This is a genomic window from Pseudomonas sp. P1_F1_2, assembly GCF_056405815.1.
In genome coordinates this window covers 1-17,085 of record NZ_JBFUBK010000063.1, presented here as the reverse complement: position 1 = coordinate 17,085, position 17,085 = coordinate 1, and the positions used below count along the sequence as shown (strand labels likewise).

The window sequence follows — 17,085 nt, the reverse complement described above, 5'->3', positions numbered from 1 at the left end:
CATCGTAGTCGCCCCCGTAACCGATACCCCGAGCCTGACGCTGACCGGTGGCGGGACAGTCATCTCGACTGACCTCCAGGAAGTAGCGCTGAACACCTATGGCGACGTCAATGTCAGCCAGCTCGGCAACGGCGCATGGCACACAGACAACAACGGTGGCATGGTCGAAATCGGCAAGGCCAGCGTTTACGGTGCGGGTGGTGATAACCAGGTCATCGAACTGGAACGTAATGCGGGCGATGCCAGCAATCTCTACACCGAGATCGCTGCCAAGGCCGGCACCACCTATAACGTATCGTTCGACTATGCACCGCGTGCGGGTGTGGCTGATTCGCTCATCAACGTGTACTGGGGAAGCCAACTCATTGGCACCCTGAACACCGCGACCCCCGGCATGCAGCATTACAGCTTTGACATTCCGGTCACTGTCGATGGCACCCAGAAACTCGAGTTCCGCGCCGGGGACAGCAACAGTCTGGGCGGCGTTCTGGACAACATCAACGTCACTCAGATGCTCAACTCGGGCCTGGAAGACAACGCGATCCTGTTGTCCACCATCGTCGCCAAGACCACTGACGTCGATGGTTCGGAAACACTCAAGTCCATCACACTGAGCAACTTGCCTGCAGGTTCCACACTCACCGACGGTACGGGAAGCCACACCTTCAGCGCTGTCGATGGTAAGACCTCGGTGGACATCACGGGTTGGAACCTGTCCACGCTTAAACTGACACCGCCGGCGAACTTCAATGGCGACATCAACCTGACCGTAACGGCCATCGCCAAAGACGGCGATGCTGCACCCGCCAGCACCTCGGTGCCACTGGTGGTGCACGTCGCGCCGGTCGACGACCCTAGTATGCTGACTGCCGACCTCAATACCGTCCTCGAGGACAAGGTCGCCACCGGTAACGTACTGACCAATGACCGCGATGTGGATAACGTCCTGACCGTGGCCAAGTTCACGGTGGGTGGCACCGAGTACACCGCAGGGGGGACTGCCAACCTCGCGAACGTTGGCAAGCTGACCATCGGTGCCAACGGTGAGTACAGCTTTACCCCGGCCGACAATTGGAGCGGCAAGGTGCCGACGGTGACCTACACCACCAACACCGGCTCAAGCACCACGCTGGACATTAGTGTGACCCCGGTCGCGGATACACCGACCGTGTCCGCCACCACCACCCAAGTGGCCGAGAATGGCAGCATTGCGCTGGGCTTGACTGTAACGTCGGCAGACAAAGATGGCTCTGAAATCCAGACCATCACCAAGATCGGCGGCATCCCGGCTGGCGCGACGCTGACCGACGGCACGCACACCTTCACCAGCACAACCGCTAACGGTGCCATCGACAACCTCAGCGGTTGGGATATGAGCAAGTTGAGCTACACCCCGGCACCGTATGCCACCGGCACCAACACGCTGACATTTACGGCCGTCTCGACCGAGAGCCAGGGTGGTTCCGCCACCAGTACGACCCAGATTCCGATCACGATTAATCCGGCGACCTACAACGCCATTACCGCAACGTCCGGCAGTGACACCATCACCGGCACCGGCGGCAACGACATCATAGTCGCCGACATCGGCGGCCTGACCGTGGTCCCAGGCACCAACTACAACATCGCGTTCATGGTCGACAGTTCGGGCAGCATGAGTTCGTCGTCGATCAACGCCGCCAAAGACTCGCTGACGTCGGTGTTCAACACCCTCAAGCAGAGCATGGGCGGCAACTCAGGAACGGTGAACATCTTCCTGGTGGACTTCGATACCCAGGTCAACAGATCGGTATCGGTCGACCTGAAAAATCCGGATGCCCTGACCTTGCTCAAATCGGTACTGGACTCGATGTCGTCCGGCGGCGTGACCAACTACGAAGATGTATTCAAAACCACGGCCAACTGGTTCCAGAGCGCCGCCGCCGTGGCCAACACCGGGGCGAAGAACCTCACGTACTTCATCACCGACGGCCAGCCGAACTACTACCAGACGGGCGAGCAGCCCAACCCGACGCTGTACGGCAGCGTGAAGCTCGATGACGTGGTGAAAACCAGCAATTACAAGCCGGGCGATACCTTCTCCACGACAATCGACAGTACTCACAAACTGACCATCGACAGTGACGGGTTTGCGACGCTGTACACCTTGGTAGGCTCCAAGAACTGGAAAGCCAGCGACGTGGGCACCATTCACGCGCAGGGCGATGGTACTTACGAGTTGTCGACCCTGACGGACAGCGGCAATACACAGACCCTCGTCGATAACTCCACCTCCAGCTTCGCGCTGCTGAGCAATGTGTCCAACGTTGAAGCCATTGGTCTGAACAAGGGTGTCACCCTTACCGACCTGAAACCGTACGACTCGGACCATGCGCCGCAAACCAACATTGATCCGAGTAACCTGGCCAACTCGATCATCGGTCACACCGAAGCGACACAACCAGGTTCCGACACGGTCAATGGCGGTGACGGCAATGACATCCTGTTCGGCGACCTCGTGAGCTTCAACGGCGTTGCCGGCGAGGGTTATCAGGCGATGCAGGCGTTCGTTGCCCAGCAGACCGGCGTCGACGTCAGCAAAGTCACCACCAGCAACGTGCACCAGTTCATCACCGAGCACTACACCGCGTTTGATGTGTCCGGCGCCCATGACGGCAGCGACACATTGTTGGGCGGCGCGGGTAACGACATCCTCTTCGGCTCGGGGGGCAACGACAGCCTCGACGGCGGCAAGGGTAACGACATCCTGCTCGGCGGCACTGGCAACGACTCGCTGATGGGCGGCCAGGGCAACGACATCCTGATTGGCGGTTCGGGTGGCGACACCTTCGTGTGGAAGTCTGGCGACACCGGTAATGACGTGATCAAGGACTTCAAGGCCAGCGAAGGTGACCGCATTGACCTGGGTGATCTGTTGCAGGGCGAGAGCGGCAGCACCATCGACAACTTCCTGAAAATCAGCACCGTCGATGGCGTGTCGTCGCTGCAAGTCAGCTCGGGCGGCAAGTTCAACTCCGGCGACGCGGCAGCCGCGACACCGGACGTGACGATCAAGCTCGAAGGCAACAACTGGTCCAGCGCCAACATCAACTCGTTGATTGCCGGYAGCGACCCGACCATCAAAATCGACCACAACAACAGCTGATCAAACGAAAAACGGCCGCCCTTATGGGGCCGCCGTCACGTTTGCGACCTTCACCACGGTGACGATTTCGTCGCCGCACCGCATACTCGCGTCCAGTTGGCCTATGCTGCTGACAGCATGACGCTGGTCCATTTCTGAGGGATGCTCAATGTTCTACGTGCAACGCGATGCGCAAGGCCAGTTAGTGCGCGTGGAAGCCGCGGCCTACGCCGAGGCCACGGAAACGCTGCCGGCTGACCACCATGAAATCCAGGCCTGGTATGCCAACGAAGTGATGGAGACCAGCCTCAAACAGCTCAAGCAGAGCGACCTGGAAATGATCCGGGTACTCGACGACTTGATCCAGGTGCTGACCAGCAAAGGCGTGATCCGCGTCACCGACCTGCCGCCAGCGGCACAGGCCAAGTTGATGGACCGGACCCAGGCCCGTGAAGCCTTGGGCGGGTTGAGCCATTTGATTGATGATGAAGAGACGGGGTTGATCTAAGGCCCCGCCTTTTTTGGTGTCTGTTCTGGCGCCTTCGCGAGCAAGCTCGGCTCCTACAGGGATTTCGGTCGTTCCAGATCGTTCCCACGCTCCGCGTGGGAATGCCTCAAGGGACGCTCCGCGTTCCGGTTCCAGCCTCGCCACCGGCATTGCGCCTGGCACCGATGTGACGCAGAGCGTCACGGGCTGCGTTCCCACGCAGAGCGTGGGAACGATCAAGAACTAGCCTGGCAATCCTTCCGAACCCGGCGCCAACTCTGGCGATTCAAGGTGATCCAGCGCCCGCTCCACCAATAAATGAACCCCATCGGCTATCCGGCTAAGCCCCAGCGCGACACAGCGGCGTGAGTCTTCTACATCGTCTGCAAGATCGGCGGCGATGGCGCTGATGGAGCGCAGGTCTTCGGAGGCGTTGGCGAGAAGGGCTTCGGTGGGGATGTCGGGGGAGACGGTGAAGAGATGGCCTCTGCGGGGAGAAGGCGGATTGGGCGTTACTTTGAACATAAGAAAAACTCCTAAACAGTCAGTTGAGACCGTCACCGTTCGCTTGCACGCGAATAGGGTGGCGGCCATGCGCAGGTGTGCAAGACCGGGACTGTTTAGGACACCCAGCAGATCCGAAGATCTCCTGCGCGCAGCCGCCATAAAGCAGCGAGCATACAAATGCTCATCGTGAGATATGGCAATACGCAACCTAAACAGTTTGGTCGGACTTGCACGTCCGTGTCACCGAATTTTCAGTGACAAGGCCAGACTAGACCTGCCCATTACCCGGAACAAGTTCACCAAAACCGACGCAACTCGAAGGAAATCTCCTAGGAATTTGCCTTCAGATTTTCCGGTGACTGCACGGACGCCATCGCGAGCAAGCTCGGCTCCTACAGAGATTTTGGTCGTTCACACAGTCTGTGTTCACTGAAGATCTGCCGGCTCCGGGCGGCGTTCCGACGATGAGGGCATCAGCCTCACTGCCAAGGCTTGGGCTCACCAAACAACTGCCCCTGAACCCCATAAATCCCCATCTCCCGAATTACCGACAGCTCCCCTTCGGTTTCGACCCGCTCGGCAATCAGCGGCAAATCGATGCTGTGCGCCGCGCGCTGGATCGCTTCGATGAACAGGCGCTTGTCGCTCTCCTGATCGATCGCCCGGATGTAACCGCCATCGATCTTCAAGTAGGCCAAGCCAAGCCGCGCCAGGTTGCCGATCATGCTGAAGCGGCCGCCAAAGCGCTGCAGGCTCAAGGAGAAGCCGAGTTCTCGCAGGCGCCGCGTCAGCTCTTCCAGCATCGCTTGCTCTGGCAGTTGTTCCTCGCCGATTTCCAGCGTCAGGCGCGGGCCCAGATTGGAATGGGCGCGCAAAATCTCGAAGATTTTATTCAGCGCCTGCGGATCGCCCAACGTCGCCGACGACAGGTTCAACGCCAGCGACTCTTCGTGGTCGGCCATCTGCTCAAGCACCAATTCCAGCATCAGTCGATCCAACCGCGCGGTCCAGCCAAAACGCTCCAGCCATGGCAGGAAGCGCCCGGCGGGAATGGTCTGCCCCTGTTCGTCGAGCAAACGCGAAAGCACTTTGTAATGCAGCACCAACTGGGTGTCCTGGCTGGCCACGACCGGCTGGAAATACAACTGGAACCGCCGCTGCTCCAACGCCTGGTCCAGCAAGTTGTTCCACGCATGATGGTCATCGCCGACACTGGCCGATGCGCTGTGATCCAGGCACGCCCAACTCGGCTCGCCCTGGGCTTCCGCCTGGGCCAACGCCTGATCACCCAGCCCGAGCACCGCTTGCGGCGAGTCGCCATGAACGAAAGGCGCCAACCCGATCGACGCCACCGAGGCCACATCGGTGGCGCCTGTCGCATGCAGGCTCGCCAAGGCACTGTCGAGGTTCTGCGCCAGTTGCAACGCTTCTTCACGCACCAGCCCCGGCGCCAGCACAGCGAACTCACCGCCGCGAATCCGCGTGACGAGGTTTTGGGTTTCGGGGTACTTGGCACACTCGCGGGACAACTGCTCGCCCACGGCTTTCAACAACTGGTCGGTACGCTGGCCGCCCAACCGCTGGTTCAATCCGGCCAGGTCCTTGACCCGCAACAGCAGCAGATATCCCGAACTGGCCTGCTCCGGGTTGCTCACCCGGGCGTTCAATTGCATCTCGAAATAACGACGGTTGGCCAGCCCGGTCAGGTTGTCCTGATAGCTCTCGACCCGCAGTTTTTCACTGCGCTCGGCCTGCTCCTGGAACAGCGCCTTGAGCTTCTCGACCATCTGGTTCATTGCCTGCACCACGCGGCGCAGTTCCGGGGTGCGTGGCAGTTCCGGCAGGCTGAGGAACTCGCGGCGGGCGATGGCGTGGGATTGCTGGACCATGTAGTCCAGCGGCTTCAATTGCCGGCGCAACAACAACGCGCCCAGCGCCGCGCTCACAGCGCCGCAAAGCAACAACCAGCCCAGACTGCCCAACGCGCTCTGCCACAACTTGGCCAACGCGAACATCGGGTGGCTGACCACCTCGACCCGTGCCGCCTGCTCCCAGCCCCGGCTGACAATCGCATCGCCGCCCGCGGCTTCAAGGCCGATCATTTTGACGAACCAGTCCGGCACGTTGTTCACCGCCGGAATCCCGCTGCGTTCGACAATGGTTTGGTCGTTGCTCAGGTCGACCACGCGAATATTTGCGTAGTAACCGCTGTCGAAAATCGAGCTCACCAACAGCTCGACCATCGCCGGGTCGTCGATGTTCGGCGTCAGGGACAGCGCCAGTGCCGTCGCGGCGTCCTGGGCGTGGGAGCGCAACTGGTTGACGTACTGCGTGCGCGAGCTTTCCAGACTGACCATGAAGCTACCGGTGAAGGCGACGACCAGGAACAGACAGATTGCGATCAACAGCTGTTTGAACAAAGACATCTGAGCGCGTGCTCCTAGTTAGTCGTTTCGACCGGGAAACCTTCGGCCTGCATTTTCTTCAACACGTCCTGCCAGCGGGACAGGCGCTTGGTGTCGCCGACTTTTTTATTGCCCTTGGCGCCGGGCAAATACAGACCTTCGGCATTGAAAGAGTAGACGGGTAACAGATCGGTCCGCTGGCTGGCTGGTTTTATCTCGTTGATCAGGCTGTCGAGCACCAGCGGCATGGCCTCGGGGCTCGAATAGTAGGTCAACACCATGTGCGCCCGATTCTGGCGCAACGCCTTGACGTAGGTGATGCGTAACTTGTCACTGGAGACGCCGAGATGACGCAGGCTGAAATACTTGGCAATCGCATAATCTTCGCAATCACCGGCGCCCTTCCACAGCGCTTCGATGGGCGTTTCCCAATAGTCGACCTCGTGCCACAGATCGATATCCTCGACGTAACGCACCTGCTTGTTGAAGAACAGGTTGACCACTTTGAGCTGTTCTTGCTCGCTGACTTGCTTCTGAGTGGCCAGCAAATGCTGCCAGGCATCGATCCGTTGCTGCCCTTCACCTAACGGTCCGTATAAGGCTTGCGCACGGCGGCTGATCAGCGAAAAATCCCAATCGGCCTGCAAGCCGCCCAGCATGAGGCCGGCCAGTAGCAGCGCACAGCACAGCCAGCGCAAAGTCCGTGGGATCGCGAAACGTACCGCCAATGCGAGGCATCCAGATCAGGCAAATGGTATTCGGCCGATGGTGCAGGTTAGCCCGATAAAAGACAATGGCACGGTGCAATCACGAACGGCACGCTAGACTTGTATTGTGATTGACATAAAAAGAGTGCGATTGAAAAACCTGACTTGTTTGACAAGCTCCATTGCAGTCTCTAGTGTCCATTTGGATCCAAATATTTCAGTCGAATAGGGTGCGTAGTAGTGCCACAAAAGACCAACCCTCTCAGCAGCATCAAGGTCAGCGGGCCTATTCCCGCCCACCTTGCACGTTCGGTGATCGAAGAAACGCTGCGCGCGGCGATTCTCGATGGACGCATCCCTTGCGGCACTGCATTGCGCCAGCAAGACCTGGCCGATTTGTTCGGGGTTAGCCGCATGCCCGTGCGCGAAGCCTTGCGCCAGCTCGAAGCCCAGGCGCTGCTCAACGTTGTCGCCCACAAAGGCGCCGTCGTCGCACCGCTGGTGCAGGGCGATGCGGTTGAAACCTATGCACTGCGGATTTTGTTGGAATCTGAAGCGCTGCGACTGTCGATTCCACTGCTTGAGAAAGAAGACTTCGAAGCAGCGGCCCGTCATATCGACGACATGGAGACAGAGCACGACTACTCGGAGATCGGTCGGCTCAATCGCCTGTTCCACATGTCGCTGTACGTCAAGGCGCCTAACCGTCGCCTTCTCGGTCTGATAGAAGAAGGGTTGAACGAGGAAGAACGCTTCCTGCGCTTCAACCTCGAAGCGATGGGCTTGGGCAAACTGTCCCAGGATGATCACCGAGCGATGTTACTGGCGGTGGAAGACCGCGACATCGAGCGCGCGGTAACGATGCTCGAGAATCACCTCAATCGGGGTGTCGAGGTCATTACACGCTACCTCGCCAGCCCTGAAGCGCTGAACAAGAAAACCTCCCGGTAAACCGTTCTGGCCAGTTGAGCGAGCAGATCAAACTGCTCGTTTTCGCTTGTCACGACGGCGCAGAACCCCACGCTAAAGCCTTGCCCTCGATTTCCCCCTCCCAAGCCCCGTTATTGCACTGAGAAGATGACATCTCAGCGATAGCGGCTGCCGTGATTTACGCTCACTCTTGGACTGCCAACAACCAATGAACGGGCGACGCTGCGCACCTGTGCAACAGTCCCCGCACCAAGAACCTAAGGAAGGAGTCTTGTCACGGGAACGGAAGCACCGGCGTTGGTCCCGGCCAACTTCCACCCTCTAAAGTCACCTCATTGATTTAACTAAGAAAGTTGCTACGAGTGAGGCATTCACTCTTCATTTGAATTTTGACTTTCATTAGTCGAAAGGAGCAACTACGTCCAAATAAAACTTAAACCCAAAGTTTTATCGGAACTTGTCACACTCGAAAAATATGAACTTTAATTTAATTAAAAAATAACTTGCCGGATACTTTATTCGTGTATTAGTTTTTGTTCGCCGCACTGAATACAGGCCTGCAACCCTTTATCTGCGGACCACTACTCACTCATACAGACCCATTAGCCTGAGGCCTTTGCTCGCCCACAGAAAACTTTAAACGACAGAGGCTTATTGGCCGAAACTTCCTTAATCGCACTTTCGATCACATATAGGTTCGCTCATGAAGCCGAATAAAGACCGCCTCAACCAGAAGAAAGCAGAACTTAGTGCGCACCCGATCTTTTCTGAAATACATTCGCTGTCGGTACTTCAACGCTTTATGGAAACCCATGTATTTGCCGTGTGGGATTTCATGTCGCTCACCAAGCGCCTGCAACAAGAACTGACCTGCGTTCAACTGCCCTGGCTACCGCCACGAGATCCGCAGGCCGCGCGCCTGATCAATGAAATCGTGTTGGGTGAAGAGTCCGATGATCGTCCTGCCCACGGTCATTACAGCCATTTTGAGTTGTATCTGGATGCGATGCGCGAAGTCGGCGCCAGTACGGTCGCGGTGGAGCGCTTTGTCGCGTTGCAACAAGAAGGCGTTAGCTACGACGTCGCGTTGCAAAGCGTGGACGTTGATCCGGCGGCGGCGCAGTTCGTGCGGCACACCTTGCACACGGCGTTGCATGCCCCGGGGCACAGTGTTGCCGCGGCGTTTTTACATGGTCGTGAGAGTGTGATTCCGCAGATGTTCCAGCGCATTCTCGACGATTGGGGTATTGGCATCGAACAAGCGCCGACCTTCCGTTACTACCTGGAGCGGCACATCGAAGTCGACTCCGAAGACCATGGCCCGGCAGCGGAAAAACTGCTCGCCCGGTTGGTCGATGGCAATCCGCAACGCGAAGAAGACGTCTATGCCAGCGCCATTGCCGCCGTAGAAAGTCGCATCGCACTGTGGGACGGCCTGCGTCTGAGCATGGGCGAGCCTTTGCCGGAGGTGAGCGCATGAACGCCGCCGACTACCAATCCTTCGCCGACGCCTGGGAGAGCCGCGCGACGATCCGCACTCGCCCACGGCGGATGTTGGAAAACGACGACAAGCTGATCTATCCCTTGAGTCGCCAACCGCTGGTGCTGAACGAAACCTTCCTGCGCGAATGCCCGGAGCAACGGGACTTCGCCTTGGTGCAGACGCTCTACAAGTTCATCAATGATGTGGTGATTTTCGAAACCGAGATCGTCGACAAGACCGCTCGCAGCATCGCCAAGAATCGCTTCGCCGTGGCGTTCCCGTTCGCCTGCCGTTACGACGCCATGACCGTGGTGGTGGACGAGGATTACCACGCCTTGGTCGCCATGGACTTCATGCAGCAGACCATCGCCCTGACCGGCATCGCGCCGATGGTGCTGCCAGATGAAATCGAACTCAGTCGAGCCATTCCGGCAGCCGTGGCGCTCGCGCCGGAGCGCCTGCGCAGCCCCGTCGAATTGATTTGCGTGGCCATTGCCGAGAACACCGTGACCGGCGATGTCGCGGCGTTTGCCAAGGACGACACGGTCAAGCAGTCGATCAAAGGCCTGATGGCCGATCACTTGCTCGACGAAGGTCGCCACTCCGGCTTCTGGGCGCGGCTGGTGCGCATCTACTGGCACACCGCGAGCGAAGACGATCGCCATTGCATTGCGCAGATTCTACCGGTGTTCATTGGCCATTACCTGACCAACGACATTCAGAAGTCCTTCGACTTGCGCCTGATCGAGTCCTTGCAGATCAGCGAGACGGCTCGTCAGGCACTCAAGCGCGAAGTCTCGGGACTGGCCTTCCCGATCAACCGTCATCACCCGTTAGTCGCCAACATCGTGCGGTTTTTCCGCAGCAGTTCGCTGCTCGATTCGCCGTGCGTGCAAGACGCCCTCTGCGACTACCTGGTCTAACGAGGAGAACACCATGAGACGTCTCGACATTTTGCTCATTGGGCAAAGCCAGGCCTTGACCGACCTGGCGCTGGAACTTGAACAGCACGGTCATTCGTTAGTGCGGTTCGACGCGCTCAACGAGCAGTCGTCGTTTGATTTGCTGATCGACGATGCGAGTCTGCCGTTTGCCGGTTTCGACGCAACACCGCGACTGACGCTGCAACTGGGTGTCGGCGCATCGCAGGTTTGCGGTTTGCCGCCGCTGGACGTGTTGTGCACGTATAACTCTGCCTTGTTCACTCGCATACCGATCGCCGACGAACCTGGCGGCAATGGCCAGGCATTGCGCCTGCGAGCCATGGCAGAGTTGCTGGATCACGTCGCGCTGCTGGTCAGCCGCTTCTCCCGCGATGCCGACTATTTCCTGCACACCGAACCGGCCGCTCCCGCTCATTTTGAGCGGGTGGAAAACCTGCTGTTTCTGGAACACCTGGCCTTCGTCCACGCGCTCAACCTGACCGAGCAATCCTGGCTGCTGAAGCTGGCTCAGATCTCGATGATCGAGCGTCTCGAACAACGCCTCCACCAGTCGGCCGAGCGCCCCGCGCTGACGATCGGCGAGACGACGCTGAGCTATCGGCAATTGCACGCGCACAGCCGTGCGATCCAGCAGCGTTTGCAACCACTGCTCGATCAACATGAAGGGCCGTTGGTGGTCGCAATCTGCCTGCCCAAATGCAGCGCGCTGTATGCGGGGATCCTGGCGATTCTCGGCAGCGGCGCGGTGTATTTGCCGCTGGAGCCGAGCCATCCTCTGCAACGTCAGCAGTACATTCTTTCCAATGGCGGGGCCGTGTTGTTGCTGCATGACGGCCAGCATCCACTTGCCGATGACACGCCGGGGCTGGACATCAGCCGTATCAACGCCGAAGACGCGGACCTCGAACAACCGTTGATGCGCCACCGACCCGATCTCGATGCGCCGTGCATGGCGCTCTATACCTCGGGCACCACCGGGCATCCCAAAGGCGTGCTGCTCAGTCAGGCCAACCTCGCGCATTTCACGGCGTGGTATGCCGACTACGTGCAACTCACCGAGCACAGTCGGGTGCTGCAGTTTTCTTCGTTGAGTTTCGACTCATCGCTGATCGACATTTTCCCGACCTTGCTTCAGGGCGCCGAACTGGTCGTGCCCAGTGACGATCAACGTCGTGACCCCTTGCAACTGGTCGAACTGATCCGCCACCGACAACTCAGCCACGGTTTTTTGCCACCGGCCTTGTTGAGCATTCTGCCGCTGGATCAGTTGCAGGTGCTGGCTCATGTGATGACTGGCGGCGACGTTTGCGAACCCTGGGTAATCGAGCAACTGACGCGCCAGGGCAAGCTCTACAACCTGTATGGCCCGACCGAAGCCACGGTGCTGATTACCGCGCGACAGTTGCGTACCGGTGACAGCAATCGAACCCTCGGCGCGCCAATTGCCAACAGCCAGGTGCTGATCCTCGATGAAGACTTGCAACCGGTCACCGACCACACGGTAGGCGAGTTGTACATCATCGGTCCGGGGGTTTGCCTCGGGTATCTGAACAACCCGCAGCAAACCGCTGAGCGCTATCTGAACCTGAATGTGTCAGGCGGCCAAACCCTGCGCGCCTACCGTACCGGCGACATGGCGAAGTGGACCGGCGACGGCGTCGAGCTGTGTGGTCGCCGGGATAACCAGGTGAAGATTCGCGGCTTTCGGGTTGAACCGGAAGAGATCGAGCGCTGCCTGCGCGACAGCCAGTTGTTCCGCCAGGTGGCGGTGGTCATCGACAGTCAGCGGCGCATTCTGGCTTTCCTCGCACAGCCTCAGGAAGACCGACCCGGAGCCGCTCGCGAAGCCTTGAAGGCTCACGCGGTGCAGTTTTTGCCGGACTACATGCAACCCGGCGCCTGGACCGAATTGCAAAGCATGCCGTTCGCCAGCAACGGCAAAGTCGACCGCAAGGCGTTGCTTTCAATGCCGGTCAGCGTCTTGGAAAACACCACGCGACGTTTGCCGGCCAGTGCCGATGAGGGGCTGCTGTTGGAGATCTGGGCCGAGTTGCTGGAGCTGCCGGTCAGCGATATTTCTACCGACGAAAGCTTCTTCAATCTGGGCGGCCACTCGATTCTGTTGTCGCGCATGTTGCTGCGATTACGTGAGGAGTTTGGTCGCAGCATCTCCATCAATCGCTTCATCGAGCTGCCGACCATTGCGAAGTTGGCGACCTTGGTGCGTGGCTCTGGTACTGAAGAAGTGCTGAGCGAAAAGGCACTGGCCGATGCTTTCCGTGAGCTGGATATTCAGCCGTTGCCGGTCAGCAAAATGGGCGATGTGCACAAGGTGATCGTCACCGGCGCCAACAGTTTTGTCGGTGTGCACATTGTCGAGGCGCTATTGGGTTGGGGCGCAACGGAAGTCGCGTGCCTGGTGCGCGATGGCGGGGGGCAAACGGCGGCTGAGCGCTTTGCTCATGCCTTGCGCGAAAACCGCTTGGAGCATCTGGACCTGAGTCGGGTGCGGGTTTACGCAGCGGACATTGCCCGTCCATTCCTGGGGCTTTCCTGTGAAGTTTACGAGCGCCTCGACCAAGAGTTTGGTGCACTGGTGCACAACGCGGCCAACGTCAATCACGTACTCGATTACGAGTCGCTGGCGCGGGACAACGTCGAGCCGATTTTCGAGTGTCTGAGGTTGTGTGAAGGGCGCAGCAAGAAAATTTTCAATTTCGTCTCCACACTCTCGGCCTCCAGCACGATTACCGCCGATGGCCGAGTCCTGGAGTTACCCGCCGCGCCGACCCCGCCGATCTACATCAAGAACGGCTACAACCTCTCCAAGTGGGTTGGCGAACGGATTCTTGAACGGGCGCGCGAGCGTGGGGTGCGGGTCAACCTTTATCGCCCCGGCAACATCAGTTTCAACAGCCTGACCGGCGTCTGCCAGCCGCATAAAAACCGCTTGATGCTGATGCTCAAAGGCTCGATCCAGCTCGGTCGTGTACCGGAGTTCGCGCTGAATTTCGACCTGATGCCGGTGGATTTTCTCGCCCGCTTCATCGCCTTCCATGCCAGCCGCTATCAGCCTGAAAAAGCGGTGTTCAACCTGCACAACCCCGAGCCCCTGAGCTGGGACGACTACGTGGCGTCCTTTCGCGAGGCCGGGCGGGAGTTCTCCATGGTCAGCGTCGCCGACTGGCAGCAGCAACTGGACCGGGTCGACAGCGACAACGCTCTGTTCGGCGTGCTCGGGTTTTACCTCAACGGCTTTGAAGAAGACATCGGCGACATCTCGATGATCGGCCACGACAACGCCCAGGCCGGCGTGCGGCAAATGGGTGCGCATTACCCGGAAAAATCCCCGGCGCTGCTGCGTCGTGGCTGCGACTACCTGAAAGAAATCAACTTCATCTGATTCAACCCAAACGGAGCAAAACCATGAGCACTCTGCAACCCGATACCCTGATCAAAAATCCTCAAGGCTGCCACGTCGTGTCCTCGGTGGAAGTGCCGGCCGATGCCAAGGAAGTCTGGGCAATCGTCGGCAACTTTGCCGGCTTCGATCGGTTCATTCCGGCGCTGTCGCACATCGAAATGACGGGTGAAGGCGTGTCGTCCTTGCGCAAGAAATTCTTCAAGGACGGCAACCTCGTGGTCGAACAACTCAACTCGCGAAATGACCACGCGTTGAACATGACCTGGACCACGATCTACAACACGTTGGGCGTGGCCAATTTGTGGGCAGCGATGAGCGTTGAGCCCCTGGGCGCGGGCAAGTCCCGCGCGACCTGGACCATCATCGCCGAGCCGGCGCAGGGAGGTGCCGAGGCACTGCCGGGCTTCAAGGACTTTGTGCAGGGGTTTGCCGATGATGCGATGAACAATGTGTTGAAGTTGTTTGCGTAGGGCTTTCGTTCGGTGGTGATTGATCTACCGCCATAGCGGGCAAGTCTGCTTCCACAGGGATCACCGGAAACCTGTGGGAGCGGCGGTGCGACTTGCCCGCGATTGAACGATAACGCGGTTTTGAATCAGATCTTGAAGCTATCAACCAACTGCTTCAACCGGTTCGCCTGCTGAGACAAGGCATCGCAATCCTTCAATGTTTCATTGAGGTTGGCCACGCTCTGCTGGTTCAGCAGGTTGATCTGATTGACGTCGACGTTGAGCGTTTCCACCACGGCGGTCTGCTCTTCGGTGGCCGCCGCGACTGATTGGTTCATACCGTCGATTTCGCCGATGCGCCGGGTCACGCTGACCAGTCGCAGGCCCGCCTGGTTAGCCACTTCGACGCTCTGTTCACTGGAGAGCTGACTGGCGTTCATAGTGGTCACCGCTTCACGAGAACCGATCTGCAGCGAGGTGATCATCTTGTGGATCTCCTCCGCTGACTCCTGCGTGCGGTGCGCCAGGTTGCGTACCTCATCCGCCACCACCGCAAAACCACGACCCGCTTCACCGGCACGGGCCGCCTCGATGGCCGCGTTCAGGGCCAGCAAATTAGTCTGCTGGGAAATACCTTTGATCACATCCAGAATGTGCCCGATGTTATCGGTGCTGGCGTTCAGGGTTTCGATTTGGGTGCAGGACAGGCTGATTTTCTGCGACAGTTCGGTCATCGCCAGAATCGTTCGCTCAACCACCTGACGACCATCGTCCGCCTGCTCGCTGGCACCACTGGCATGCTGCGAAGCGTCAGCAGCGTTGCGTGCAATTTCCTGCGTAGCAGCACCCAATTGGTTAATCGCTGCGGCCACACTGTTGGTGCGAGCGCTTTGCTCGTCGGAGCCGATGATCGAGGCGTTGGACGATGTCATGACCCGTTGCGACAGGTCATGAACCTGGCGGGTGGCCGAAGACACTTCGCTGATCGAGGCGTGAATGCGTTCCACAAACTGATTGAATGAACCGCCCAGCTCACCGAACTCGTCGTTGCTTTCGACGGATAGCCGTCGGGTCAAATCGCCGTCACCCTGAGCGATGTCTTGCATCGCGCGGCCCATGGTCGTCAACGGACGCATCAGCACATTGATCAGCAAGCTCAGCAGCACTGCAATGGCCGTCACGGCGATGAACATTGCGATCAATGCCGAGGTGCGGAACTGGCTCAATGGCGCGTAGGCCTTGTCCTTATCAATCGACAGACCGATGTACCACTGGGCATTCGGCAAACCACTCACCGGGGTGAACGAGAGGATGCGATCCTGCTTGTTCAACGTGACGTCCTGATTACCCTTCTCGATCCGCACACCGGCGTTCGGGTAGATGTCCTTCAGGTTCTTCATGACATGGTCTTTGTCCGGACTGACGATCACCTGGCCGTCGGCGCTGACCAGGAACGCGTGACCGATACCACCGAAGTCCACTGAGTTGATGATCTTCACCAAGGTCTCCAGGCTCAGGTCACCGCCGACTACACCAAGCAACTCGCCATTCTTTTTCACCGGCATGGCGATGGTCACCACCAGACCGCCAACGGCTGCCATGTAAGGTGGGGTCAGCATGGTCTTGTCGACCGCAACGGCTTGTTTGTACCAGGGACGCTGACGCGGATCGTAGCCGTCCGGCATCTTCGCGTCAGGACGCTGCGTGAACACGCCATTGGCCTGGCCAACGTAAGTGAACTGGAAGTTAGAGGTGAAAGCCGGTTGGTCGATCAGGCCCGCAAGGTCCGCGCTGGCGCCTTGGTGCGCGACGTTTTGCGCAAGGCTCTCCAGAACCAGCACCCGGCCACTCATCCAGTTCTGCACGCTGCTGGCGGTCAGATCACCGGCTTGCTGGACAGCGGTTTCGAGACTTTGCCGGATGGTGTTCCGCTGCAAATAGTCGTTGTACAAAGTGAACAACGCGAATGCCAGCACGACGACGCCGGAGGCGGCCAACAAGATTTTATGGCTGAACTTGAGATTCATTTCATAGGACTTCTTATGCAGAAAGTGGGGATGCGTTCCGAGTTGCAACATTCCATGTAACAGCGCAAACGGCATTCTGCGACCGCTCTACTTTGGTGCACGCATGTCTCAACAGTCTGTCGGCACCAGAGCGGGAAATCTTAGAAATTTGTATGAAATGCCCAGGACTTCGGTCGAACGGCGTACCAACGGGAATAGACACAAATAGAAAAGCCAGTCCCTGATTTCCAGAGGCTGGCTTTTTAGTTTCTGTGGTTTTTGGCGTCCTGAAACGACAAAACCCCTGTCTGCGTTAACAGACAGGGGTTTTGGAATTTAATCTTGACGATGACCTACTCTCACATGGGGAAACCCCACACTACCATCGGCGATGCATCGTTTCACTGCTGAGTTCGGGATGGGATCAGGTGGTTCCAATGCTCTATGGTCGTCAAGAAATTCTGTGACCAGCCCGTTACAGCCGTAACGTGCCAGCAAAATAGGTGACTTCTACTAAAACAAAACCCCAACTGCTTTCGCAATTGGGGTTTCGGAATTTAATCTTGACGATGACCTACTCTCACATGGGGAAACCCCACACTACCATCGGCGATGCATT

The 17,085-nt window shown here is 58.5% G+C and carries 11 protein-coding genes and 1 rRNA gene; 7 read left to right on the top strand and 5 right to left on the bottom strand.

What is annotated here, in order from left to right:
• Nucleotides 1–160 precede the first annotated feature (160 nt).
• Both AC1D2P_RS18920 and AC1D2P_RS18915 read left to right on the top strand, forming a co-directional pair.
• Entirely contained in the window at nt 161–3,145 is a 2,985-nt protein-coding gene (locus AC1D2P_RS18920; protein ID WP_477811542.1) for a type I secretion C-terminal target domain-containing protein, read from the top strand.
• Between the two features lie 148 nt (nt 3,146–3,293).
• Nucleotides 3,294–3,632 (top strand): hypothetical protein, encoded by a 339-nt coding sequence (locus tag AC1D2P_RS18915; RefSeq protein WP_007948790.1) that lies wholly within the window; start codon nt 3,294–3,296, stop codon nt 3,630–3,632.
• A gap of 222 nt (nt 3,633–3,854) precedes the next feature.
• On the opposite strand, the gene AC1D2P_RS18910 is transcribed toward AC1D2P_RS18915, so the two are convergent.
• From AC1D2P_RS18910 to lapG, 3 genes are all read right to left on the bottom strand, one after another.
• Nucleotides 3,855–4,205, bottom strand: a complete 351-nt coding sequence (locus AC1D2P_RS18910) for a DUF6124 family protein (protein ID WP_408980971.1) — start codon at nt 4,203–4,205, stop codon at nt 3,855–3,857.
• Between the two features lie 392 nt (nt 4,206–4,597).
• Nucleotides 4,598–6,544 carry a cyclic di-GMP receptor LapD gene (lapD, locus tag AC1D2P_RS18905; protein WP_046033202.1) on the bottom strand — a complete coding sequence of 649 codons (1,947 nt, stop codon included), beginning with the start codon at nt 6,542–6,544 and terminating at the stop codon, nt 4,598–4,600.
• A gap of 14 nt (nt 6,545–6,558) precedes the next feature.
• Nucleotides 6,559–7,251, bottom strand: a complete 693-nt coding sequence (lapG, locus tag AC1D2P_RS18900; RefSeq protein WP_109788053.1) for a cysteine protease LapG — start codon at nt 7,249–7,251, stop codon at nt 6,559–6,561.
• 219 nt (nt 7,252–7,470) lie between these two features.
• Between lapG and AC1D2P_RS18895 the strand changes: the two genes are divergently transcribed.
• The 5 genes from AC1D2P_RS18895 (at nt 7,471) to AC1D2P_RS18875 (ending at nt 14,481) form a co-directional block, all read left to right on the top strand.
• The gene (locus AC1D2P_RS18895) at nt 7,471–8,181 is read left to right on the top strand and encodes a GntR family transcriptional regulator (RefSeq protein ID WP_046033200.1); all 711 of its coding nucleotides are present in this window, start codon (nt 7,471–7,473) and stop codon (nt 8,179–8,181) included.
• Between the two features lie 682 nt (nt 8,182–8,863).
• The gene (locus tag AC1D2P_RS18890) at nt 8,864–9,640 is read left to right on the top strand and encodes a DUF3050 domain-containing protein (protein ID WP_046033199.1); all 777 of its coding nucleotides are present in this window, start codon (nt 8,864–8,866) and stop codon (nt 9,638–9,640) included.
• Nucleotides 9,637–10,566: a diiron oxygenase gene (locus AC1D2P_RS18885; protein WP_223524334.1), complete on the top strand. Its 930-nt coding sequence runs from the start codon at nt 9,637–9,639 to the stop codon at nt 10,564–10,566. The genes AC1D2P_RS18890 and AC1D2P_RS18885 overlap by 4 nt, the downstream gene beginning before the upstream one ends.
• A 13-nt stretch (nt 10,567–10,579) precedes the next feature.
• On the top strand, nt 10,580–13,990 hold the full coding sequence (locus AC1D2P_RS18880; RefSeq protein WP_109788051.1) for a non-ribosomal peptide synthetase: 3,411 nt from the start codon (nt 10,580–10,582) through the stop codon (nt 13,988–13,990).
• A 23-nt stretch (nt 13,991–14,013) separates the two neighbouring features.
• Nucleotides 14,014–14,481 (top strand): SRPBCC family protein, encoded by a 468-nt coding sequence (locus AC1D2P_RS18875; RefSeq protein WP_046033196.1) that lies wholly within the window; start codon nt 14,014–14,016, stop codon nt 14,479–14,481.
• 125 nt (nt 14,482–14,606) lie between these two features.
• Here the strand turns inward: AC1D2P_RS18875 and AC1D2P_RS18870 are convergent, their stop codons facing one another.
• Both AC1D2P_RS18870 and rrf read right to left on the bottom strand, forming a co-directional pair.
• Nucleotides 14,607–16,487: a methyl-accepting chemotaxis protein gene (locus tag AC1D2P_RS18870; RefSeq protein WP_109788050.1), complete on the bottom strand. Its 1,881-nt coding sequence runs from the start codon at nt 16,485–16,487 to the stop codon at nt 14,607–14,609.
• 319 nt (nt 16,488–16,806) lie between these two features.
• A 5S ribosomal RNA gene (gene rrf, locus AC1D2P_RS18865) occupies nt 16,807–16,922 on the bottom strand.
• Between the last annotated feature and the right edge of the window lie 163 nt (nt 16,923–17,085).